This is a genomic window from Bacteroidota bacterium, assembly GCA_016722375.1.
Classification (GTDB): domain Bacteria; phylum Bacteroidota; class Bacteroidia; order Chitinophagales; family LD1; genus Bog-950.
In genome coordinates this window covers 1-15,541 of record JADKJG010000003.1, presented here as the reverse complement: position 1 = coordinate 15,541, position 15,541 = coordinate 1, and the positions used below count along the sequence as shown (strand labels likewise).

At 40.5% G+C, this 15,541-nt stretch carries 17 protein-coding genes and 1 pseudogene; 10 read left to right on the top strand and 8 right to left on the bottom strand.

Features of this window, described 5'->3' with window-relative positions:
• Positions 1–27: 27 nt before the first annotated feature.
• Positions 28–906 (bottom strand): YicC family protein, encoded by an 879-nt coding sequence (locus tag IPP77_03755; protein ID MBL0308810.1) that lies wholly within the window; start codon positions 904–906, stop codon positions 28–30.
• A gap of 122 nt (positions 907–1,028) precedes the next feature.
• Here IPP77_03755 and IPP77_03750 point away from each other — a divergent pair, with 122 nt between their 5' ends.
• Positions 1,029–1,481, top strand: a complete 453-nt coding sequence (locus IPP77_03750) for a D-tyrosyl-tRNA(Tyr) deacylase (protein ID MBL0308809.1) — start codon at positions 1,029–1,031, stop codon at positions 1,479–1,481.
• The gene (locus tag IPP77_03745; GenBank protein ID MBL0308808.1) at positions 1,482–1,808 is read left to right on the top strand and encodes a nucleotide pyrophosphohydrolase; all 327 of its coding nucleotides are present in this window, start codon (positions 1,482–1,484) and stop codon (positions 1,806–1,808) included.
• 5 nt (positions 1,809–1,813) lie between these two features.
• Here the strand turns inward: IPP77_03745 and IPP77_03740 are convergent, their stop codons facing one another.
• A complete protein-coding gene (locus IPP77_03740; GenBank protein ID MBL0308807.1) occupies positions 1,814–2,227 on the bottom strand; it encodes a hypothetical protein in 414 nt (137 codons plus the stop codon).
• A 36-nt stretch (positions 2,228–2,263) separates the two neighbouring features.
• The gene (locus IPP77_03735; GenBank protein ID MBL0308806.1) at positions 2,264–2,821 is read right to left on the bottom strand and encodes an ATP-dependent Clp protease proteolytic subunit; all 558 of its coding nucleotides are present in this window, start codon (positions 2,819–2,821) and stop codon (positions 2,264–2,266) included.
• 211 nt (positions 2,822–3,032) lie between these two features.
• Here IPP77_03735 and IPP77_03730 point away from each other — a divergent pair, with 211 nt between their 5' ends.
• On the top strand, positions 3,033–3,827 hold the full coding sequence (locus tag IPP77_03730; protein MBL0308805.1) for a M48 family metallopeptidase: 795 nt from the start codon (positions 3,033–3,035) through the stop codon (positions 3,825–3,827).
• Positions 3,828–3,852: 25 nt separating this feature from the next.
• Here the strand turns inward: IPP77_03730 and IPP77_03725 are convergent, their stop codons facing one another.
• The 3 genes and pseudogenes from IPP77_03725 to hisS all read right to left on the bottom strand — a co-directional run bounded on the left by IPP77_03725 (position 3,853) and on the right by hisS (position 8,786).
• Positions 3,853–5,880, bottom strand: coding sequence for a thioredoxin family protein (locus IPP77_03725; GenBank protein ID MBL0308804.1), 2,028 nt, complete (start codon positions 5,878–5,880; stop codon positions 3,853–3,855).
• A gap of 62 nt (positions 5,881–5,942) precedes the next feature.
• Positions 5,943–7,202 (bottom strand): T9SS type A sorting domain-containing protein, encoded by a 1,260-nt coding sequence (locus IPP77_03720; GenBank protein ID MBL0308803.1) that lies wholly within the window; start codon positions 7,200–7,202, stop codon positions 5,943–5,945.
• Positions 7,203–7,439: 237 nt separating this feature from the next.
• Positions 7,440–8,786 (bottom strand): annotated as a pseudogene (gene hisS / locus IPP77_03715) (histidine--tRNA ligase).
• Positions 8,787–8,931: 145 nt separating this feature from the next.
• On the opposite strand from hisS, the gene IPP77_03710 reads away from it, so the two are divergent.
• The 3 genes from IPP77_03710 (at position 8,932) to IPP77_03700 (ending at position 9,888) form a co-directional block, all read left to right on the top strand.
• The gene (locus tag IPP77_03710; protein MBL0308802.1) at positions 8,932–9,285 is read left to right on the top strand and encodes a hypothetical protein; all 354 of its coding nucleotides are present in this window, start codon (positions 8,932–8,934) and stop codon (positions 9,283–9,285) included.
• A gap of 30 nt (positions 9,286–9,315) precedes the next feature.
• Positions 9,316–9,462, top strand: coding sequence for a hypothetical protein (locus IPP77_03705; protein ID MBL0308801.1), 147 nt, complete (start codon positions 9,316–9,318; stop codon positions 9,460–9,462).
• A 159-nt stretch (positions 9,463–9,621) separates the two neighbouring features.
• A complete protein-coding gene (locus tag IPP77_03700) occupies positions 9,622–9,888 on the top strand; it encodes a hypothetical protein (GenBank protein MBL0308800.1) in 267 nt (88 codons plus the stop codon).
• 273 nt (positions 9,889–10,161) lie between these two features.
• Here IPP77_03700 and IPP77_03695 read toward each other — a convergent pair whose 3' ends face one another.
• Entirely contained in the window at positions 10,162–11,076 is a 915-nt protein-coding gene (locus tag IPP77_03695) for an IS1595 family transposase (protein ID MBL0308799.1), read from the bottom strand.
• Between the two features lie 133 nt (positions 11,077–11,209).
• Here IPP77_03695 and IPP77_03690 point away from each other — a divergent pair, with 133 nt between their 5' ends.
• Together IPP77_03690 and IPP77_03685 are read left to right on the top strand one after the other, a co-directional pair.
• Positions 11,210–11,794 (top strand): hypothetical protein, encoded by a 585-nt coding sequence (locus IPP77_03690; GenBank protein MBL0308798.1) that lies wholly within the window; start codon positions 11,210–11,212, stop codon positions 11,792–11,794.
• Positions 11,791–12,837, top strand: a complete 1,047-nt coding sequence (locus tag IPP77_03685) for an ImmA/IrrE family metallo-endopeptidase (GenBank protein ID MBL0308797.1) — start codon at positions 11,791–11,793, stop codon at positions 12,835–12,837. The genes IPP77_03690 and IPP77_03685 overlap by 4 nt, the downstream gene beginning before the upstream one ends.
• A 35-nt stretch (positions 12,838–12,872) precedes the next feature.
• Here IPP77_03685 and IPP77_03680 read toward each other — a convergent pair whose 3' ends face one another.
• On the bottom strand, positions 12,873–13,049 hold the full coding sequence (locus IPP77_03680) for a hypothetical protein (protein MBL0308796.1): 177 nt from the start codon (positions 13,047–13,049) through the stop codon (positions 12,873–12,875).
• A 546-nt stretch (positions 13,050–13,595) separates the two neighbouring features.
• On the opposite strand from IPP77_03680, the gene IPP77_03675 reads away from it, so the two are divergent.
• Together IPP77_03675 and IPP77_03670 are read left to right on the top strand one after the other, a co-directional pair.
• The gene (locus IPP77_03675; GenBank protein ID MBL0308795.1) at positions 13,596–14,051 is read left to right on the top strand and encodes a hypothetical protein; all 456 of its coding nucleotides are present in this window, start codon (positions 13,596–13,598) and stop codon (positions 14,049–14,051) included.
• 21 nt (positions 14,052–14,072) lie between these two features.
• The coding region (locus IPP77_03670) for an HNH endonuclease (GenBank protein MBL0308794.1) at positions 14,073–15,541 on the top strand (1,469 nt) is incomplete at its 3' end.

Here is a 15,541-nt window from a genome sequence, read left to right as displayed (position 1 = left end):
TAGCAGCCGTGAACCGCAAACCATATACTATAAAATATTACTCGTTTGTTCTTTAATTTTCTCCAATTCATCTTTCATGTTCACCACTATTTTTTGAATAGTAGCATCGTTTGCCTTAGAGCCAATAGTGTTGATTTCGCGGCCGATTTCCTGAGCAATGAAATTTAATTTACGACCTTTCAATTCTTCTTCATCCGAAATGATTTTGCGAAAATAGTCGCCATGTGATTTCAAACGAGTTAATTCTTCTGTGATGTCTAATTTCTCAATATAATAAAGCACCTCTTGCTCAAAGCGATTTTGATCCACCTTGTCTTTGGGAATAAAATTATCCAGATTCTTTTTTAATCGGCTGCGAATATCTTGTATCCTTCTTTTGTCTTCCTCCGCCAGATTTATTGCTCCATCCTCAATATTTTTGATCCGCAACAATATGTCCTGTTCGGTTGTCTTGCCCTCGCTCTTGCGAAAGGATATTACTTCGGCAATAGCTTTTTCCAAAACAGCTTCTATGGCTTTGAGTTCACCTTCACTTGGGTCTTGGTGTGATTCGCCAATCACATCCGGCATTTTCAGAATGACGGGCAAGAGGTTTTCAGTAGAGGCGCCAATGTCTTGAGCGATTTTTTTAAACTCGGCGAAATAGGATTTGATTAATTCGCGATTCAGCGAAAGCTCGCTGGCTGCTTCATTGTTTTCGAGACTAACATAGACATCTACCTTTCCTCGCTGGAGCATAGTACCGGCCTTAGTGCGCAAAGCATATTCATATTCCCGATATTTGCTTGGCAACTTCATATTCAGGTCTAACCCTTTCTGACTGTTGAGCGATTTGATTTCCACATTCACGGTTCGCTCTTCAATTTTGCCACTGGCTTTTCCAAAGCCTGTCATAGATTTCAGCATATCAATTTGAATAACGGATGAATAGATTGGTACTTAGGTGGTAAAAATAAGAGGATTTGAGAATTGCAATCGTCCACCCGATTGGTTCAGCAACTAAGTCTTTAATTTGCGTCCATAATAATATGAGAGTTACCATCCAGCGCGTAGAGGAAGCATCGGTCACTATTGAAGGGCAGATGAAAGCAAGTATTCAAAAAGGATTGCTGATACTGGCAGGTTTTGAAGATTCGGATACCCAGGAAGATTTGAAATGGATGAGTAAAAAGATAGTGAACCTGCGTATATTCAACGATGAGAATGGGCTTATGAATTTGTCGGTGCTGGAAAATAGTGGCGATGTTTTAGTGGTTTCGCAATTTACGCTCCATGCCCTCACTAAGAAAGGGAACCGACCATCTTTCATCAAGGCGGCAAAACCGGAGGTGGCTATTCCCTTATATCAAGAGTTCGTGAAGCAATTAGAAATGGATTTGGGCAAAGGAGTCGGCACCGGGGTATTCGGAGCAGAAATGAAGGTGGCGTTGATTAATGATGGCCCGGTCACGATAAATATAGACAGTAAAAACAAAGAGTAAATGACTATAGAAGAAGCACAAGAAACCGTGGATCGTTGGATTAAAACAACCGGGGTGAAATATTTCAGTGAGTTGACCAATATGGCTATCCTGACTGAAGAAGTGGGTGAGGTTGCGCGTATCATTTCAAGAAGATATGGCGAACAATCATTCAAGGAATCTGACAAGAAAGTAGATTTGGCCGACGAAATGGCTGATGTCCTGTGGGTATTGATCTGTCTTGCCAATCAAACAGGTGTCAACCTCACCGAAGCACTACAAAAAAACTTAGAGAAGAAAAGCATCCGCGATGCAGAACGGCATCAGAAAAACGAAAAGCTGAAATAGAAAAGTCAGCTCACCGGATTTAATACGATGCTGAAAATCTTGTATGAACCCATGTCTCGCCCATAATAGAACTTGTCCAGTGCTTCGTACATGTTCTTAGCCCGGAAATAGGAGGTGTGTAATTTGTTCTCTCCAATTTTTATCCACTGAATCGTCAGGCTTCCCTCATCGTTATAATGACGATCAATATACTCCAACATCTTTTTGAGCGCCTCCAATTTATCAATGCCCAAAGTGGTTTGAAAAAGAAATGACTGGTCGTGCTTGGGGTTTACAGTCACGATGTCCAGCCGAACGGTCTCGTTTTTCTGAGTATAGTTGAAGATGAGATTCTGCGGGTCAATGCCCAATCGCGTAGCAATGCTCTTTTGCAATTTGGCAGTTTCTACATGTTGATCTTGGTTGGTCATTGTTTCAATTACACTGGAAATTCGGGAATCAGATTGTCCGGTTTCCTATGAAAGTTTATCCGCAATCTTATCTACGATGCCATATTCTACTGCTTCTTTGGCATTCATCCAGTGGTCGCGGTCGAAATCTTTCATCACTTGCTCATAGGTCTTGCCACAATTCTTCGCCAAGATTTCAGCACTCAACTGTTTGGTTTTAAGTATTTCAGCAGCAGTGATTTCAATATCTGTCGCCTGCCCATACATGCCACCCAATGATGGCTGATGAATCATCACACGACCATTTGGCCAAATCAACCGCTTGCCTTTTTTACCACCGCTCAGCAGTATAGAGCCCATAGAAGCGGCCAAGCCCATACAGATAGTATGAACCGGGGAAGATATCATCTGCATCGTATCATAAATCACCATGCCCGAGGTTACCACTCCGCCCGGACTATTAATGAAGAAGAAAATATCCTTCCCCGGATCAGTAGCTTCGAGAAACAATAAACGGTTCACCACTTTCTCGGCTGACTCATCAAACACGGCTCCCCAAAGGAATACACGGCGTTGTTCCAGAAATTTATTATCAAATTTCATGCCACCTGCAAATTTCTCCATCAATTTCTCCGGTTCAGGATTGCCAGGTGTTTCGGGCTCTTCGGCTCTTGTTCTCATTCGTTTATTGTCTTTTGTTTACAAGGATTCAAAAATAGAATATTTTATAAGCAGGGCTAATAAACAGCACAATACCTGAGCCATAATATTATCTCCTTAATGTTGAAAAAATCACCACTCAAGTCTCAGGGTTCTTTTGATTTTAGCGCCGTTCATGGCACTATCATTATTTGACCACTTCCTTACAGAAAGCCCCAAACTCGAAAGAGAGGTTGCTATGCGACGCGAATTTGAGATCGAGGTGAACGGTTCCGAAGTGCCGGTACGCATTTTATTTGAACCACGGTTCAATAATCGGGTATCAGTAAATAAAAATGGCATCCTGCTTCGGGTGTCTGACAGACAACAAAAAGAAGAACAGCGCAAAAGCATTGATGAGTTGCTGAAATGGGCAAAGGAAAAACTAGATGACAAACCACATTTGTTAGAAAGTCTTCCGCAGCGACAGTATAAAAATGGAGAATTGCTCCAGGTGGGCGCTTATGAATTTGTTGTCAGCCTATTCTATAATGAAGTGAACAAGTCCACAGCGAAAATATTTCGCAACAATATTGTCATCTCTCTGGCGAAGGGGTTGAGCAAAGAAGCAGAAGGAAATGCCTGTTCCTATCTGGTGTCGAAATGTCTGTGTAAGTACTTTCACCCTATTGTAGAAGAGCGAATTCATGAACTCAATAATCGTTATTTCAAGAAGCAGGTGAGCCAGGTGAACATGAAACATGCCACCAGTTTTTGGGGACATTGTTCACGAAATGGGAAGATTGTAATTTCCATTCGCCTGATGTTTGCTCCAGCCAAGGTGATAGACTATGTACTCATTCATGAATTGGCTCACTTAGTGCACCATGACCACTCCAACCGCTTTTGGAATTTAGTGAAGCAGGTAATGCCCGATTTTGAACAGGCGGAGAAGCATCTGAAAGAAAAGCATATCCAATATTATTTGTAGGGGGAATATCCCCTGAAGTAGGGAGTTACTTCTGACCGACCTGCCGGTACGTATTCCAGGCACAATCCAAAAAATCAACATACTCTTTCGGGTCGGGGGTATATCCTCTGGGATGAGTGAGCAGCTTTTCGTCAGGAGATAGCAGGACATAATAAGGCTGTGTATTCGCTCCAAAATATTTTGCCTGCATCTCGCTAAACTTATTGCCTACTGTTTTGATTTTTTTTCCGTTAAAGACTTCACTGATATACTGTTCATTTTTAGGCAGTTCCTTTTTATCATCTACATAAAGAGAAGCAATGACAAAGCGCTCATTCAATCGTTCCATCACTTCCTGATCGGGCCATACATTTTCCTCCATTTTCCGGCAGTTGACACAAGCCCAGCCTGTGAAATCTAGCATCAGTAATTTATTCTCAGCTTTTGCTTTGGCCAGAGCGGCTTCATAATTATTTTTAACAGACTCTATTCCGGAACGGCTTTCAACCAGCGAATAGAATTTAGGCGGCGGAAAGTCACTAAACAAATGCAGGTCATTGCCCGGAATGCCATAAGCTGTATATATCGTAAAAAGCAAAGCAAGCGCAGCAGCGCTTAAACGAATAGGTGAAAGCCTGTTCACCGGCGATTCATTTGAAAAGCGAAACCAACCCATCAGATAGATAAACGTTCCTGCTCCTAACAAAGCCCAAAGCCCAAGAAAAACCTCCCGCTTTAAGATACCCCAGTGAGCAACCAAGTCAGCGTTTGACAAGAATTTCACCGCTAAAATTAGCTCTACAAAACCTAAAGTTACTTTCACCGTATTTAACCAACCACCTGATTTGGGAAGCGACTTCATCATGTTGGGGAAGAGAGCAAATAGCCCAAACGGAAGTGCAAGCGCCAAGCCAAAAGAGGTCATCCCGGCCACTAAATTTAACTTACCGCTAGATGAGCTCAAGGCTCCGACCAGTAAGGAGCCGAGAATGGGACCGGTACAGGAAAAAGAAACAATCGCCAAGGTGAGCGCCATAAAAAAAATACCAATCAAGCCGCCAACGTTAGAAGCCGAATCTGCCTTGTTAGCAATAAAAGAAGGTAAGCTGATTTCGTAGAATCCGAAAAAAGAAAAGGCAAAGACTACGAAGATGACAAAAAAGAAAACGTTCAAGGGCGCACCGGTGGAGATTTCGTTGAGCGTATCGGGCGAAATATTGAAGATTAAAAAGGGAACGGCCAGCAGAAAATAAATCATCACAATACTGAAGGAATAAAAGAATGCTTCAAAGCGACCTTTTGTTTTGCTTTCGCTTCGTTTCGTGAAAAAGGAAACCGTCAGCGGAATCATTGGAAAAACACAGGGCGTTAGCAAGGCCACCAACCCACCCAGAAAACCCAATACAATAATGGACCAAAAACCTTTGTCCACAGATGCTTCGCTTTTGCCACAATCGCTCATCGTAACCCCAAAGTCCTTTTCTCCTAGAACCGGAGTGCTAGTTTGATTCATGGAACGCTCAATCTCAGCCTGAACTGTTGAATCAAATGCAATCTGGTCTGCGCGAATCGGCACCTCCTCTTTAAGAAGGTTTTCTTGTGGCAATAATCCGGTCAAGCCACTCAGATTAAATTCAAACTCCTTTTCTTCAGGCGGCAAACAACGTGAGTCGTCGCAAAGCATAAACTCTAGTGAGCCTTTAAGTTTAGTATCTTTTGAAACTTTTACTTTCTGGGTACAAGTCATACTTTCTTCAAAATACTTCAACTGCATTTCAAACACAGGATCATGTCCTTCATGAGTTTTTGCTCCCGTTTCGGTCGTTTTACCTATCAGTTCAACTTCTTTATTTGTTTCAAATTTGAAGGAAGTGGGAACCGGTCCATCGGGGCCGATATGCTGAGAATAAATATGCCACCCCTTGTCAATTTTAGCAGTAAAAACAAGTTTGTATTCTCCCTTACCGGTCTGCTCTGCCTTCCACTCCCAAGAGGCGGGAGCCAGAATCTGAGCAGAAGAAAAATGAAAGCAGAATATCAGAAGTGAACTAAAAAAGGCGGCTGTGGTCTTCATCAATACTATATTAGGTAATGGACGAAAATAGGACAATAACCCTTCAGCCAATTAGTTTTAACTTATTCTAAGAAAAATTTCTTGGCATAGGTTCCATGGTCGTCCCCCTGAAGCCGAAGGATATAAATTCCAGATGTCTGGCTGGAGAGGTTAATCGGAGTATGGACATTAGAGGCAGTACCCGATATGATTTCTTGCCCGGCGATATTATAAACCTGATAATTTACCGGTCCCGATACTTGATCGTTCATTTGAATTATCAAAGTCCTGTTTGCAAGGGTAATGGTCGGTATAATCTCTGCGTCATCGCCAATAGAAGCACCCAGGCCGATATGGGCAGTCAAATATTCATAAGCATTACATCCGAAAGTGTTGCTACAGTGCAAGGAAATAGAATATACACCCGGCAGGGCATAAGCCATTTCCGGATTAGCGACTCCCGTAATTACTGTCCCTTCGCCAAAATCCCAAACGTAGGAAGTGGCATTTTGTGCCTGAGAATAAAAACTTAAAATCTCATTTACAGCTGCGTAGCTATCCACAGGGGCGGCAGAACTGGTGATTTTATAAGTGCCGACTACTACAATTTTTCTTGCCGGATATCCTTGGTAATAAAAGTTTACATTATAGGTGCCTGCCGGAAGATTAGAGAAGCTCAAATCACCGCTAATACCAGTATAGGACGAAATAGGATTGGAGCCGTTCCGGTCTATAGAACAAAGGTCCCACTTTATAAAAGTATCTTGAGTAACCGTCACCATACCGTCGTTGTTATCGCAACCCGATGGGATAGGATCAATCACCGGTGGATAGGTAATATGAACATAGAAACGATATTCCATTGACTCCGGCTGCGGCAGACTGACTGTAAATTCGCCCCTCTGTCGAAGGCTCTGAAAAGTACCGGTAGAGCGGTCTTCAATCAAAATAATAGTGGTAGGATCGAAGTTGTCTATCATTTGTGCGGAAAAAGTATAGGAATGGCCTCCTTGCACACGGACGCCCAAACGAACTATGGTTGTAGAACCAAAGGCTCCATAGCTATTAGAGTAGCAAGCAATACTATCGGTAGTGAAAGAATAAACCTGTGGTTTGGCGACGGCTGTATCAAATGGCTTGGCTTCATCTTCCGGTTGAGCTAGCGGCGGATTTGCCGGATTAAATAGCGGACCTCTGCCGATGTCGAGATAGATGCTCGTGACATCGAAAAGACCAGTGGTAACGTCACGAAAGCCAATTTTCAGTTCTTTCTTGCCGGGGTTAGCCAACAATTGAACGACCACTAGAAAAGTTAAACAAACTAAAGTCCCAATTCTTTTCATAACGCTTATCCATCCGGCAACTAAAAGACCGGAACACACAATTTAGAACCCGAAGTTAATACAAACTTCGGCAAATGTCAATATTCTGATTGAATATTTATGGCACAGCTCTCTTTAGTTATCTACAGTGGGCAATAGATGTTATAAATATCAAAAATCAATATCCTTTCCACATAAAATGACTACGAGTTGCTTCCATCCTTAGGATTTAAGGTCTAAGCAACATAAATCCGCCTTTTAAGCAAGCATTTCAATGATTTGAGCTATTGAAAGATCATTTTGAGTCTCGCGGTTTCGCGTATTGCGCAAGCGAAATTTGCCTGTCTTCATTTCGTCATCACCTACTTCTACTATGAATAAAATATTCTTAGCCACTGCATAGTCAAATTGCTTTTTCTTCTTCACGTTACCCAGAAAAATTTCGGCAGATACCCCTGCCTCACGAATCTGTTGTACTTGCTAAAAAGCAAAATCTTCCATCGCTTCTTCGCGAGGAACAAAAAGCACCTTTGCTCCTTGAGCAATCGTTTCAGGGAAAAGATTCAGTTCTTCCATCACATCGTAAATGCGTTCGATACCAAAAGAAATCCCTACCCCGCTCATATTTTGCCCACCAAACATTTCCGTTAGGTTGTCATAGCGACCCCCGCCACCAAGCGAGCCGATTTGTGTATCGTTCGATTTTACTTCCCATATAGTACCGGTGTAGTAATCCAAGCCACGCATCAATTTAGGATCTACCAGAACGCCTGTTGTGCTGTCTAGATTATTCATTACATAAGTCAATTCATGGTTGCCAACGCTCTTCGGAAATAGCAATTTGAAATCTGCCATAAACAGAAATCCTTTTAAATCCTGCACCTGTTGCGCATTCAATCCTAAGTTTGACAGCTCCTTAGCAATCCCCTTTTCACCATCCCATTCTATTTTATCCAATTTATCTATAACGGTGATGATTTCCTTTTTCTTAGAATTCCCCTCTATTGCGTTAATCAGCTCATCAATAAGTTTTCGGTTATTGAGACGAATACTGACTTTCATTCCTAACCGGGCAAACACCTCTGCATAAATCTGCGTCAGCTCCACTTCATTCAAAAGCGAAGTGCTTCCTATAATATCTGCATCGCACTGATAAAATTCCTGGTAGCGCCCCTTTTGCGGACGGTCTGCCCGCCAAACCGGACCGATATGAAAGCGGCGGAAAGGGAAAGCTAATTCTTCCTGATGCTGTACCACATATCGCGCCAACGGAACGGTCAAATCATAACGCAAACCTTTTTCGGAAATTATTTTTGTAATCTCCTTTATATCCGCATCGCTGATTGCTGATTGCTGACTTCTGACTTCTTTTAAATAATCTCCCGAATTCAAAATCTTAAACAACAACTTGTCTCCCTCCTCTCCATATTTCCCCGTCAGGGTTTCGAGGCGTTCGATAGCGGGGGTTTCAATTTGCTCAAATCCATATTTTCGAAACACCTCTTTAATGGTATCGAAGATATAGTTGCGCTTCGCTACTTCCGAAGGCAGAAAATCGCGAGTGCCTTTGCTTAAAGAAGGTTTTATTTTTTTGAGATCGGACATGGGGCGAAAATAGTTTAACTGTTTGTTTTAATAAGTTTAGGCAACCTTCAAAAATACGGACTGACTTATTCAATGCAAGGACTAATTATGAATCTGCCCGAGCAAGTTGCACCTTGAAAATCACTTCCCCATTCTCAGGCCAGACTTGAGCATCTCCTCCGTTTATCAGACTAATCTCAAGACAGACTTACCTATTCCTGCCGCAGACTTACCTATTTTCGTGGCGGACTTCCCTATTTCTGTGTTGAGTTTAGGTATTTCTGTCGCAAACTTCCCTATTCTTATGACAGACTTACCTATTTCTGCGACGGACTTAGGTATTTCCGCCGCGCACTTCCCTAATTTTATAACAGACTTCCATATTTCCGTCACGGACTTGCCTAATTCTGCCGCGGTTTTGCCTATTTCTGTGACAAAAACAGTCTGGATATTTGCCGAAATACAGCCAATTAACAGAAAAACATGGAAAATGGGGTATGTATCCCCTCTGAACACTTAGCCCCAAATAAATTCGTTTTACCTTTGTCGCATGGCAAAGAAGAAGTCTGTCAAGAAAGCAAGGGAACGCGCTCCCAATAAACCGAAAGAGGCAAAGCCAAATCCAAACCACAAGGAGGACTTTGAGAAGGTGCTTAGAATGTTAGTGCCGGAAGTAAAGCCGAAGGGCGTAAAATGATGGTGCAATATTTTTTTCGCATTACCGTTATTGGTTAAATAGGCATAAAATTTTCGATTGTGGTATGAGTAGTATATAGTGCTACAAAGTTTACCATGTATAAAACATTTGTTTATTTGAGTGAAATTTATTTACATTGCGTATATAAAACCAAAGCGCATGAACGATATGAATGAGTTTAAGTCTTTTAAATTGGATGTGATTATGGTGGAAGACCCCCAAATAGGCGGCTATACAGCATTCTTTGCCCAATTCCCGAACATAGTTGCCGAAGGTGACACGGAAGAAGAATCTATGGTCAATCTAAATGAGCTATTGCATGTGACTTTCGAGCATCAGAGGTCAGAAGAAATGCACTCAGATAGAATCCAAAATATTATCGGGAGCATAAAAACTAAATCAGTAGAGTACGCGCCAGTTGCATGATAACCAGAGCCTTTTTAAGGGATTGGTTTAATGCGCATGGATGTACTGTTGAGCCACTTAAGGAATCTACCAAAGGTTCTGCCATCAAGGTAATTGGACCAAAAGGTGGTCATTGGTATATGGATTGCCCCATTGATGAAAAGCCAGTTCGACACTTTACCGCCTGTCAAGCCTGCATTCGATTAGGGATAGAAATAATTTCTGAATGCCAATATATGCAAGAGGTATCTGAGCATATAAAAAATACTCACGCCAAGAAAGATAAGTAGGGGGTTACATTTCTCGAACTGGCAAGTTCTCAAGAATCACTTTAAACATCATTTGCGGCTCTTTACGGTTGTTATACCTGAACGCGCACTCATTAGCGTACTGTTGAAGATACTTAGGCGAAACGGATATGTGAGTTCCCCCTACTGTCCTTTTGAGTTGCGCCCAAAAGCCTTCGATTGAATTTGTGTGAACAACGCCACGCGCGTATTCGCCTTTGCTATGACTTACATAACCGTGAAAATATTTGTCTGTAATTGATTTATAGCCTCCGTGTTCATCAGTAATAACTATTGAGCCTTCTTCAACTGTTTCTTTTAATGCCGCCTTTAATGACTTTGTAGTTACGTCAGGGATAACTCTTGTAATTACTTTTCCATCGCGCTCCAATGCTCCGAATACAATAGTCTTTCCGGCTATGGGAGATTTTCTCTTTTCTTTATTCACGCTAACATGAATTGGTTTTGGTCTGCGGTCTTTATGCTTGTTAGATTCTTTCCCACCTACAAACGTTTCATCACATTCTACAAGCCCCTTTAGTGCTTCTGCACCCATTCCTTGAATCAGGGCACGGATGCAATGCCCCATTCTAAAAGCGCATTTGTAAGTCACTCCTAATTGTCTTTGAATTTCTTTAGCCGCTACTCCGTTACGAGTAGAAGTGAAAAGATAGATTACATAAAACCAAGACGCTAAAGGAGTGCGCGTCTTTTCAAATACCGTTCCGGCTGTTGGATAGAATTGCGTGTAACATTCGGTGCATTGATAACAACGTCTTGTTGTGATGCGGCGAAAGGATGCAACACATTGACATTCAGGACATGCTTCTAACTTCCCGTACCGCAAAGTGAAAATCTTGTCTAAACAAGCCTCGTCTGTTGCGAATTTCTCTCTGAACTGTTGGATAGTATAAGTTGCCATAGGAGTGAATTGTACTGCAAATGTATGAATAAGTGTCTAATTACAAAGAGATTTGCAAATATTATTTTGTCTAATTACAAATGAATTTGCAGATTTCAGTTTTTATGCTTTACTTTGCCGCAAATAATATGAAATGAGCCAATTAGTACCCAAAGAACAAGCAAGAGAGATTTTAATGCCACATGCCTCTGCTCTTGCAATGATAATGAACGAATCATTAGTAGAACTAAATTTAGCGATGAACGCTACAAACGAAAGGTGGAATAATAGAGCGAAGTGTTCAACACTACATAGTTTGGCTATTGAAAAAGCAAAACGGCATTTTGTAGAACAAGGCGGGGTATTGCTAAAAATGAAATATCAATCATTGCAAATAGTGTTTAATAATTCGCTCGTGGGCAGAATAAAAAAGGTGAACCACAATAATCTATCAAGCAATGCCAAAACGTATAGAAACACCGACATCTTAACACATCAGTTGGTATTATTTTCGGACGAAACCAGTCTAACCTTTATAGATTTGGGATATAAAGTTGATGCTACATGGACATACTACGAACGATTAGTTATTGTATGCCGGACAAATGACTCAATAGAATGGACAATAAATATTGATAACAATAATGACGCGACCGGTACAATAACAACATTACCATTAGAGCCGATTGTGCCATTAGTAAGAGAAGAAAAACAAATAAAAATTAAGAAAGCAGAATGAATAAAGTAAACCATAAGATGATTCAACTTGCTCGTGAGTCGCGTGGTTACACCCAAACCGAGCTTGCCGAGCTAACCGATATACCACAAAGCAACCTTAGTAGGATAGAAAGGGACGCATTGAATGTGTCACCAGAAAATTTGAAAAAGTTGTGTGCCACTCTTAGCTACCCAGAAGAATTTTTCTTTCAACAAATCACGCTTGCAACAACAGATACTCATTATAGAAAGGCGATTGTTATTGAGCAGAAAACAAAACTTAAAGCAGAGGCTTTGATGAATATTTATAAGGCCAATATTGAGGAAATGCTCAAGTCTTTAGAGTTGTCAACGCACAATATACCAGTATTAAAAGAAGAAACAGATTCCCCTGAAAAGGTAGCTCAATTTTTAAGGAGCTATTGGAAAATTCCTAAAGGAGCCGTACAAAACCTTGCTCAAGTTATAGAGGACAATGGCATCATTATTATTCAACTTGATTTTGATACCGATAAAATAGACGGGAGAACTATTGTAACTGACACCGGGCATCCAATAATATTTATAAATAAAAACGCTTCCGGTGATAGGCAAAGATTGACTTTGGCTCACGAACTTGGTCATGTCATTTTGCACATGAATAGTATCCCCTCATTTTCAAGAGATGAGGAGGGAGATGCTTTTGGATTTGGCATTGAGTTTTTAATGCCGTTAAGCGAGTGTAAATATGATTTGGAAGGAAGGTTGACCATTGAGAAATTGGCAGACCTTAAAAGAATTTGGAAAATATCAATGCAGTCAATTGTGTTTAGAGCGCAAAAGCAAAGCCTTATTACTTATAACAGCGCAAGATATTTGTGGTCGCAATTCGCGTCAAGGGGATGGAGGAAGGTTGAGCCTATTGAAGTCCCAAAAGAAGAAGCCACATTGTTGAACCGGATGGCAAATTTGTTTATTACCGACCTTGAATATAGCAAGAAGGAACTCGCCGGAATATTCAGATTGAATGTTGATGAAATGGAAGAAAGATTTTTCACCAAGTCCAAGCGACTAAAAGTCGCATAACAATAAAAGCGAAGCCCAGAAAGGGGCTTTTTTATTTACCAGCTATATGTAATGCAAGCGGTGTAAATCTGTTCATCATACTCCTTTGCCCCAACTGAAGTAATGGAAACGCTCACTGATTTTAGGTCACCTTGCGCAATAAATGCGTTTATGCTATTCTTTAGCTTTGTGAAGTCGTCGCTTTGATAAATTTCAACTTTGTGGTTGTTCATGTTTTTTTGTTGCTAAAATAACTTTTCTATGACCAAGTGTCTTGAGGGGATACATACCGAAAATGGCATCATATTGATATTTACATCTATGTATAATGCAAAATTAGAAGGTGCTAAAACTATATATGCGAGGGGGGGGTATCTATCATGGATATTTGGCATAAGAAGAAAAGAATTTTAATTTTGATAAATGACAAAACCACCCCTCAGATTATCTGTTTAGGAACACCATGGTGAAGAACGGCTATTTGCCGAAGCACCTTACCGAAGGGAGGTGACAATTGACCTAAAACAACGATGATCTATACGCATGTCAGCAGTAAAAAACTGAACAAAATACAATCACCTTTGGATAAACTGATACGAAAAAGCGAAACACAAACTTTCGCTTTTTCGCGCTTAAACTGCGGATAAGCGAAAGTTTTGATAGCTTTATTTCGCATAATAAATGTTATCGGCTATTCTGTGACGACCGTGCGACCACCGACTGACCGACATAAAACGAACAACAGGACGGACAATTTTTACAAACTTAAACTCTGACAAATGCTTAAAACACAACGGACTTTTTCTGACAACGTAATCCACTTTTATGTGGACGATGAGGTAACTTCATTTCTTTCAAGTCAAGAGGCATTGAAAAGCATTTATGACGAAATGGAAAAAGCCAGCGGCAAAGCCGCTGTTTATCCTCTCGTCATTCCTAATAGCGACAAGGACTTTAGTTTTGACTTAATGATGATTATTAAGCATGAGAAAGAAACAGAGCAAGGACAATGGGAAATATATGTTGCTGACAAGTTTGTAACTCAAAAAACAAATCTTGCAAAGATGTTCAGCTACATTGAGCAAGCGACAAATACCGAAGCTAAGTTTCTCATTCACGGCATACAACAGGAACTTAAAGATTACAGAGAGCAATTTAATTTGCAGGGTAAAACCTTTGTTGAAATTGATGGAGACAATAAAATTGTAGCTTTCGGCTGTGTTGCACAACAATAAACCACTAACAAACAATAGAAAATGAAAAGACAGTTATCAGAACCAGAAAAGCAAACAGTCAGACAGCAACAACTTTCAGCAGACGGTTCGTTGAGATGTTTTATTTCAGGAGAAATCATTGCAGACACTGACGATATTGAATATGACCATATCCAACCGTTTTCAAAGGACGGAGAAACTGATGTAGTAAACATTCGGATAGTTTTAAAAAAATACAACCGAAGAAAATCAGACCAATCGCTTTATGATGTTCGGGACAATCTCAAACTTGAAAGATTGTTTCAGCACAAAAAGAACAACATAAAACTTCAAGACATCTTTGAACTCAAAGAGGTTCAACATAAAAATACCCACGCTAACAGAAACGGAGCAACAATAAAAATTGATGACGGTTCAGAAGCAAGAGAGTTTCAACTTCTTCACGACAAAATTCTCGGAGTAGATTATTTCTATGGTAAAATTCCAATCTCTTGGCTTGAGAATGACGACCAAGAAGGACTTCAGCCAAGAGTAATTGATTACAAGAGATTGATAACAATTCGTGACCACTTACAAGACCACCCACAACTTGCTCCATCAATTGGCAGGTTAGTAGGTAACCGACTTAAACTATTTGACGGACAACATAAACTTGCTGGACAAGTTCTGAATAATCTTAGCGACATTGATGTTAAGTTTTACATTTCACCTGACGAAGCGGAAAAAGCAAAAAAGCTGTTTGACGATTTGATGATTACAAATCTTGAAGCACATTCAAAACTTAAACAAGTTCCATTTTATACTTCTACCCTTCTTGACCGACTTTCGGTTATTTACAAAGAACTTCTTGAAGAGTTTATCTCTAACAAGCCAGCAGACAATCATACCGAGAGCAATTTTGTTCACTTTCTTGTTACGGAGAAACAATATGCAAAATTGGAAGCAAAAGAAATGTTGCGGAGTGCAATAAAAAATTCAGCACTTGACAACTCTACTTTATCAAAGTTTGTTGCAGAGGCATTTAAGGACGCAAGTTTTCCAATGACTATTGACCTACTAAACAAAACTCTTTTCCCTGCAACACTTTTTCTTGAACCTTCAACAGCAAAATTTACTGCGGCTGACGACTACAGAAATTTAGAAGTTGACAATTTCAAAGAGTTGGTTTCAATTCTTGTTGACGAAAGTTTTCTAAACGACTGGATACAAAACGTAAAAGGCAGGACACTTACAAATGTTCAACTAAAAGCAAGACGTATTTGGCACAAAGGTTCTGTTCTGACTTGGGCTCCATATCTTAAAAGTATATTGTATTTCGCTTTGCAGACAATGACTAATGAGGAACGGGAAAAAATCCTTTATCGCCCTGCACTTGACGACAAAGAGAAGTTAATTATCAGAAAATGTTTGAACCGCTTGTTCACTCACAATATGTGGGACGAACCAGAAGGAGAAATTGACAGCTTGTTGGTTTCAGCGAAAAAGCAAGACGACTTATTTAATCGCAAAGG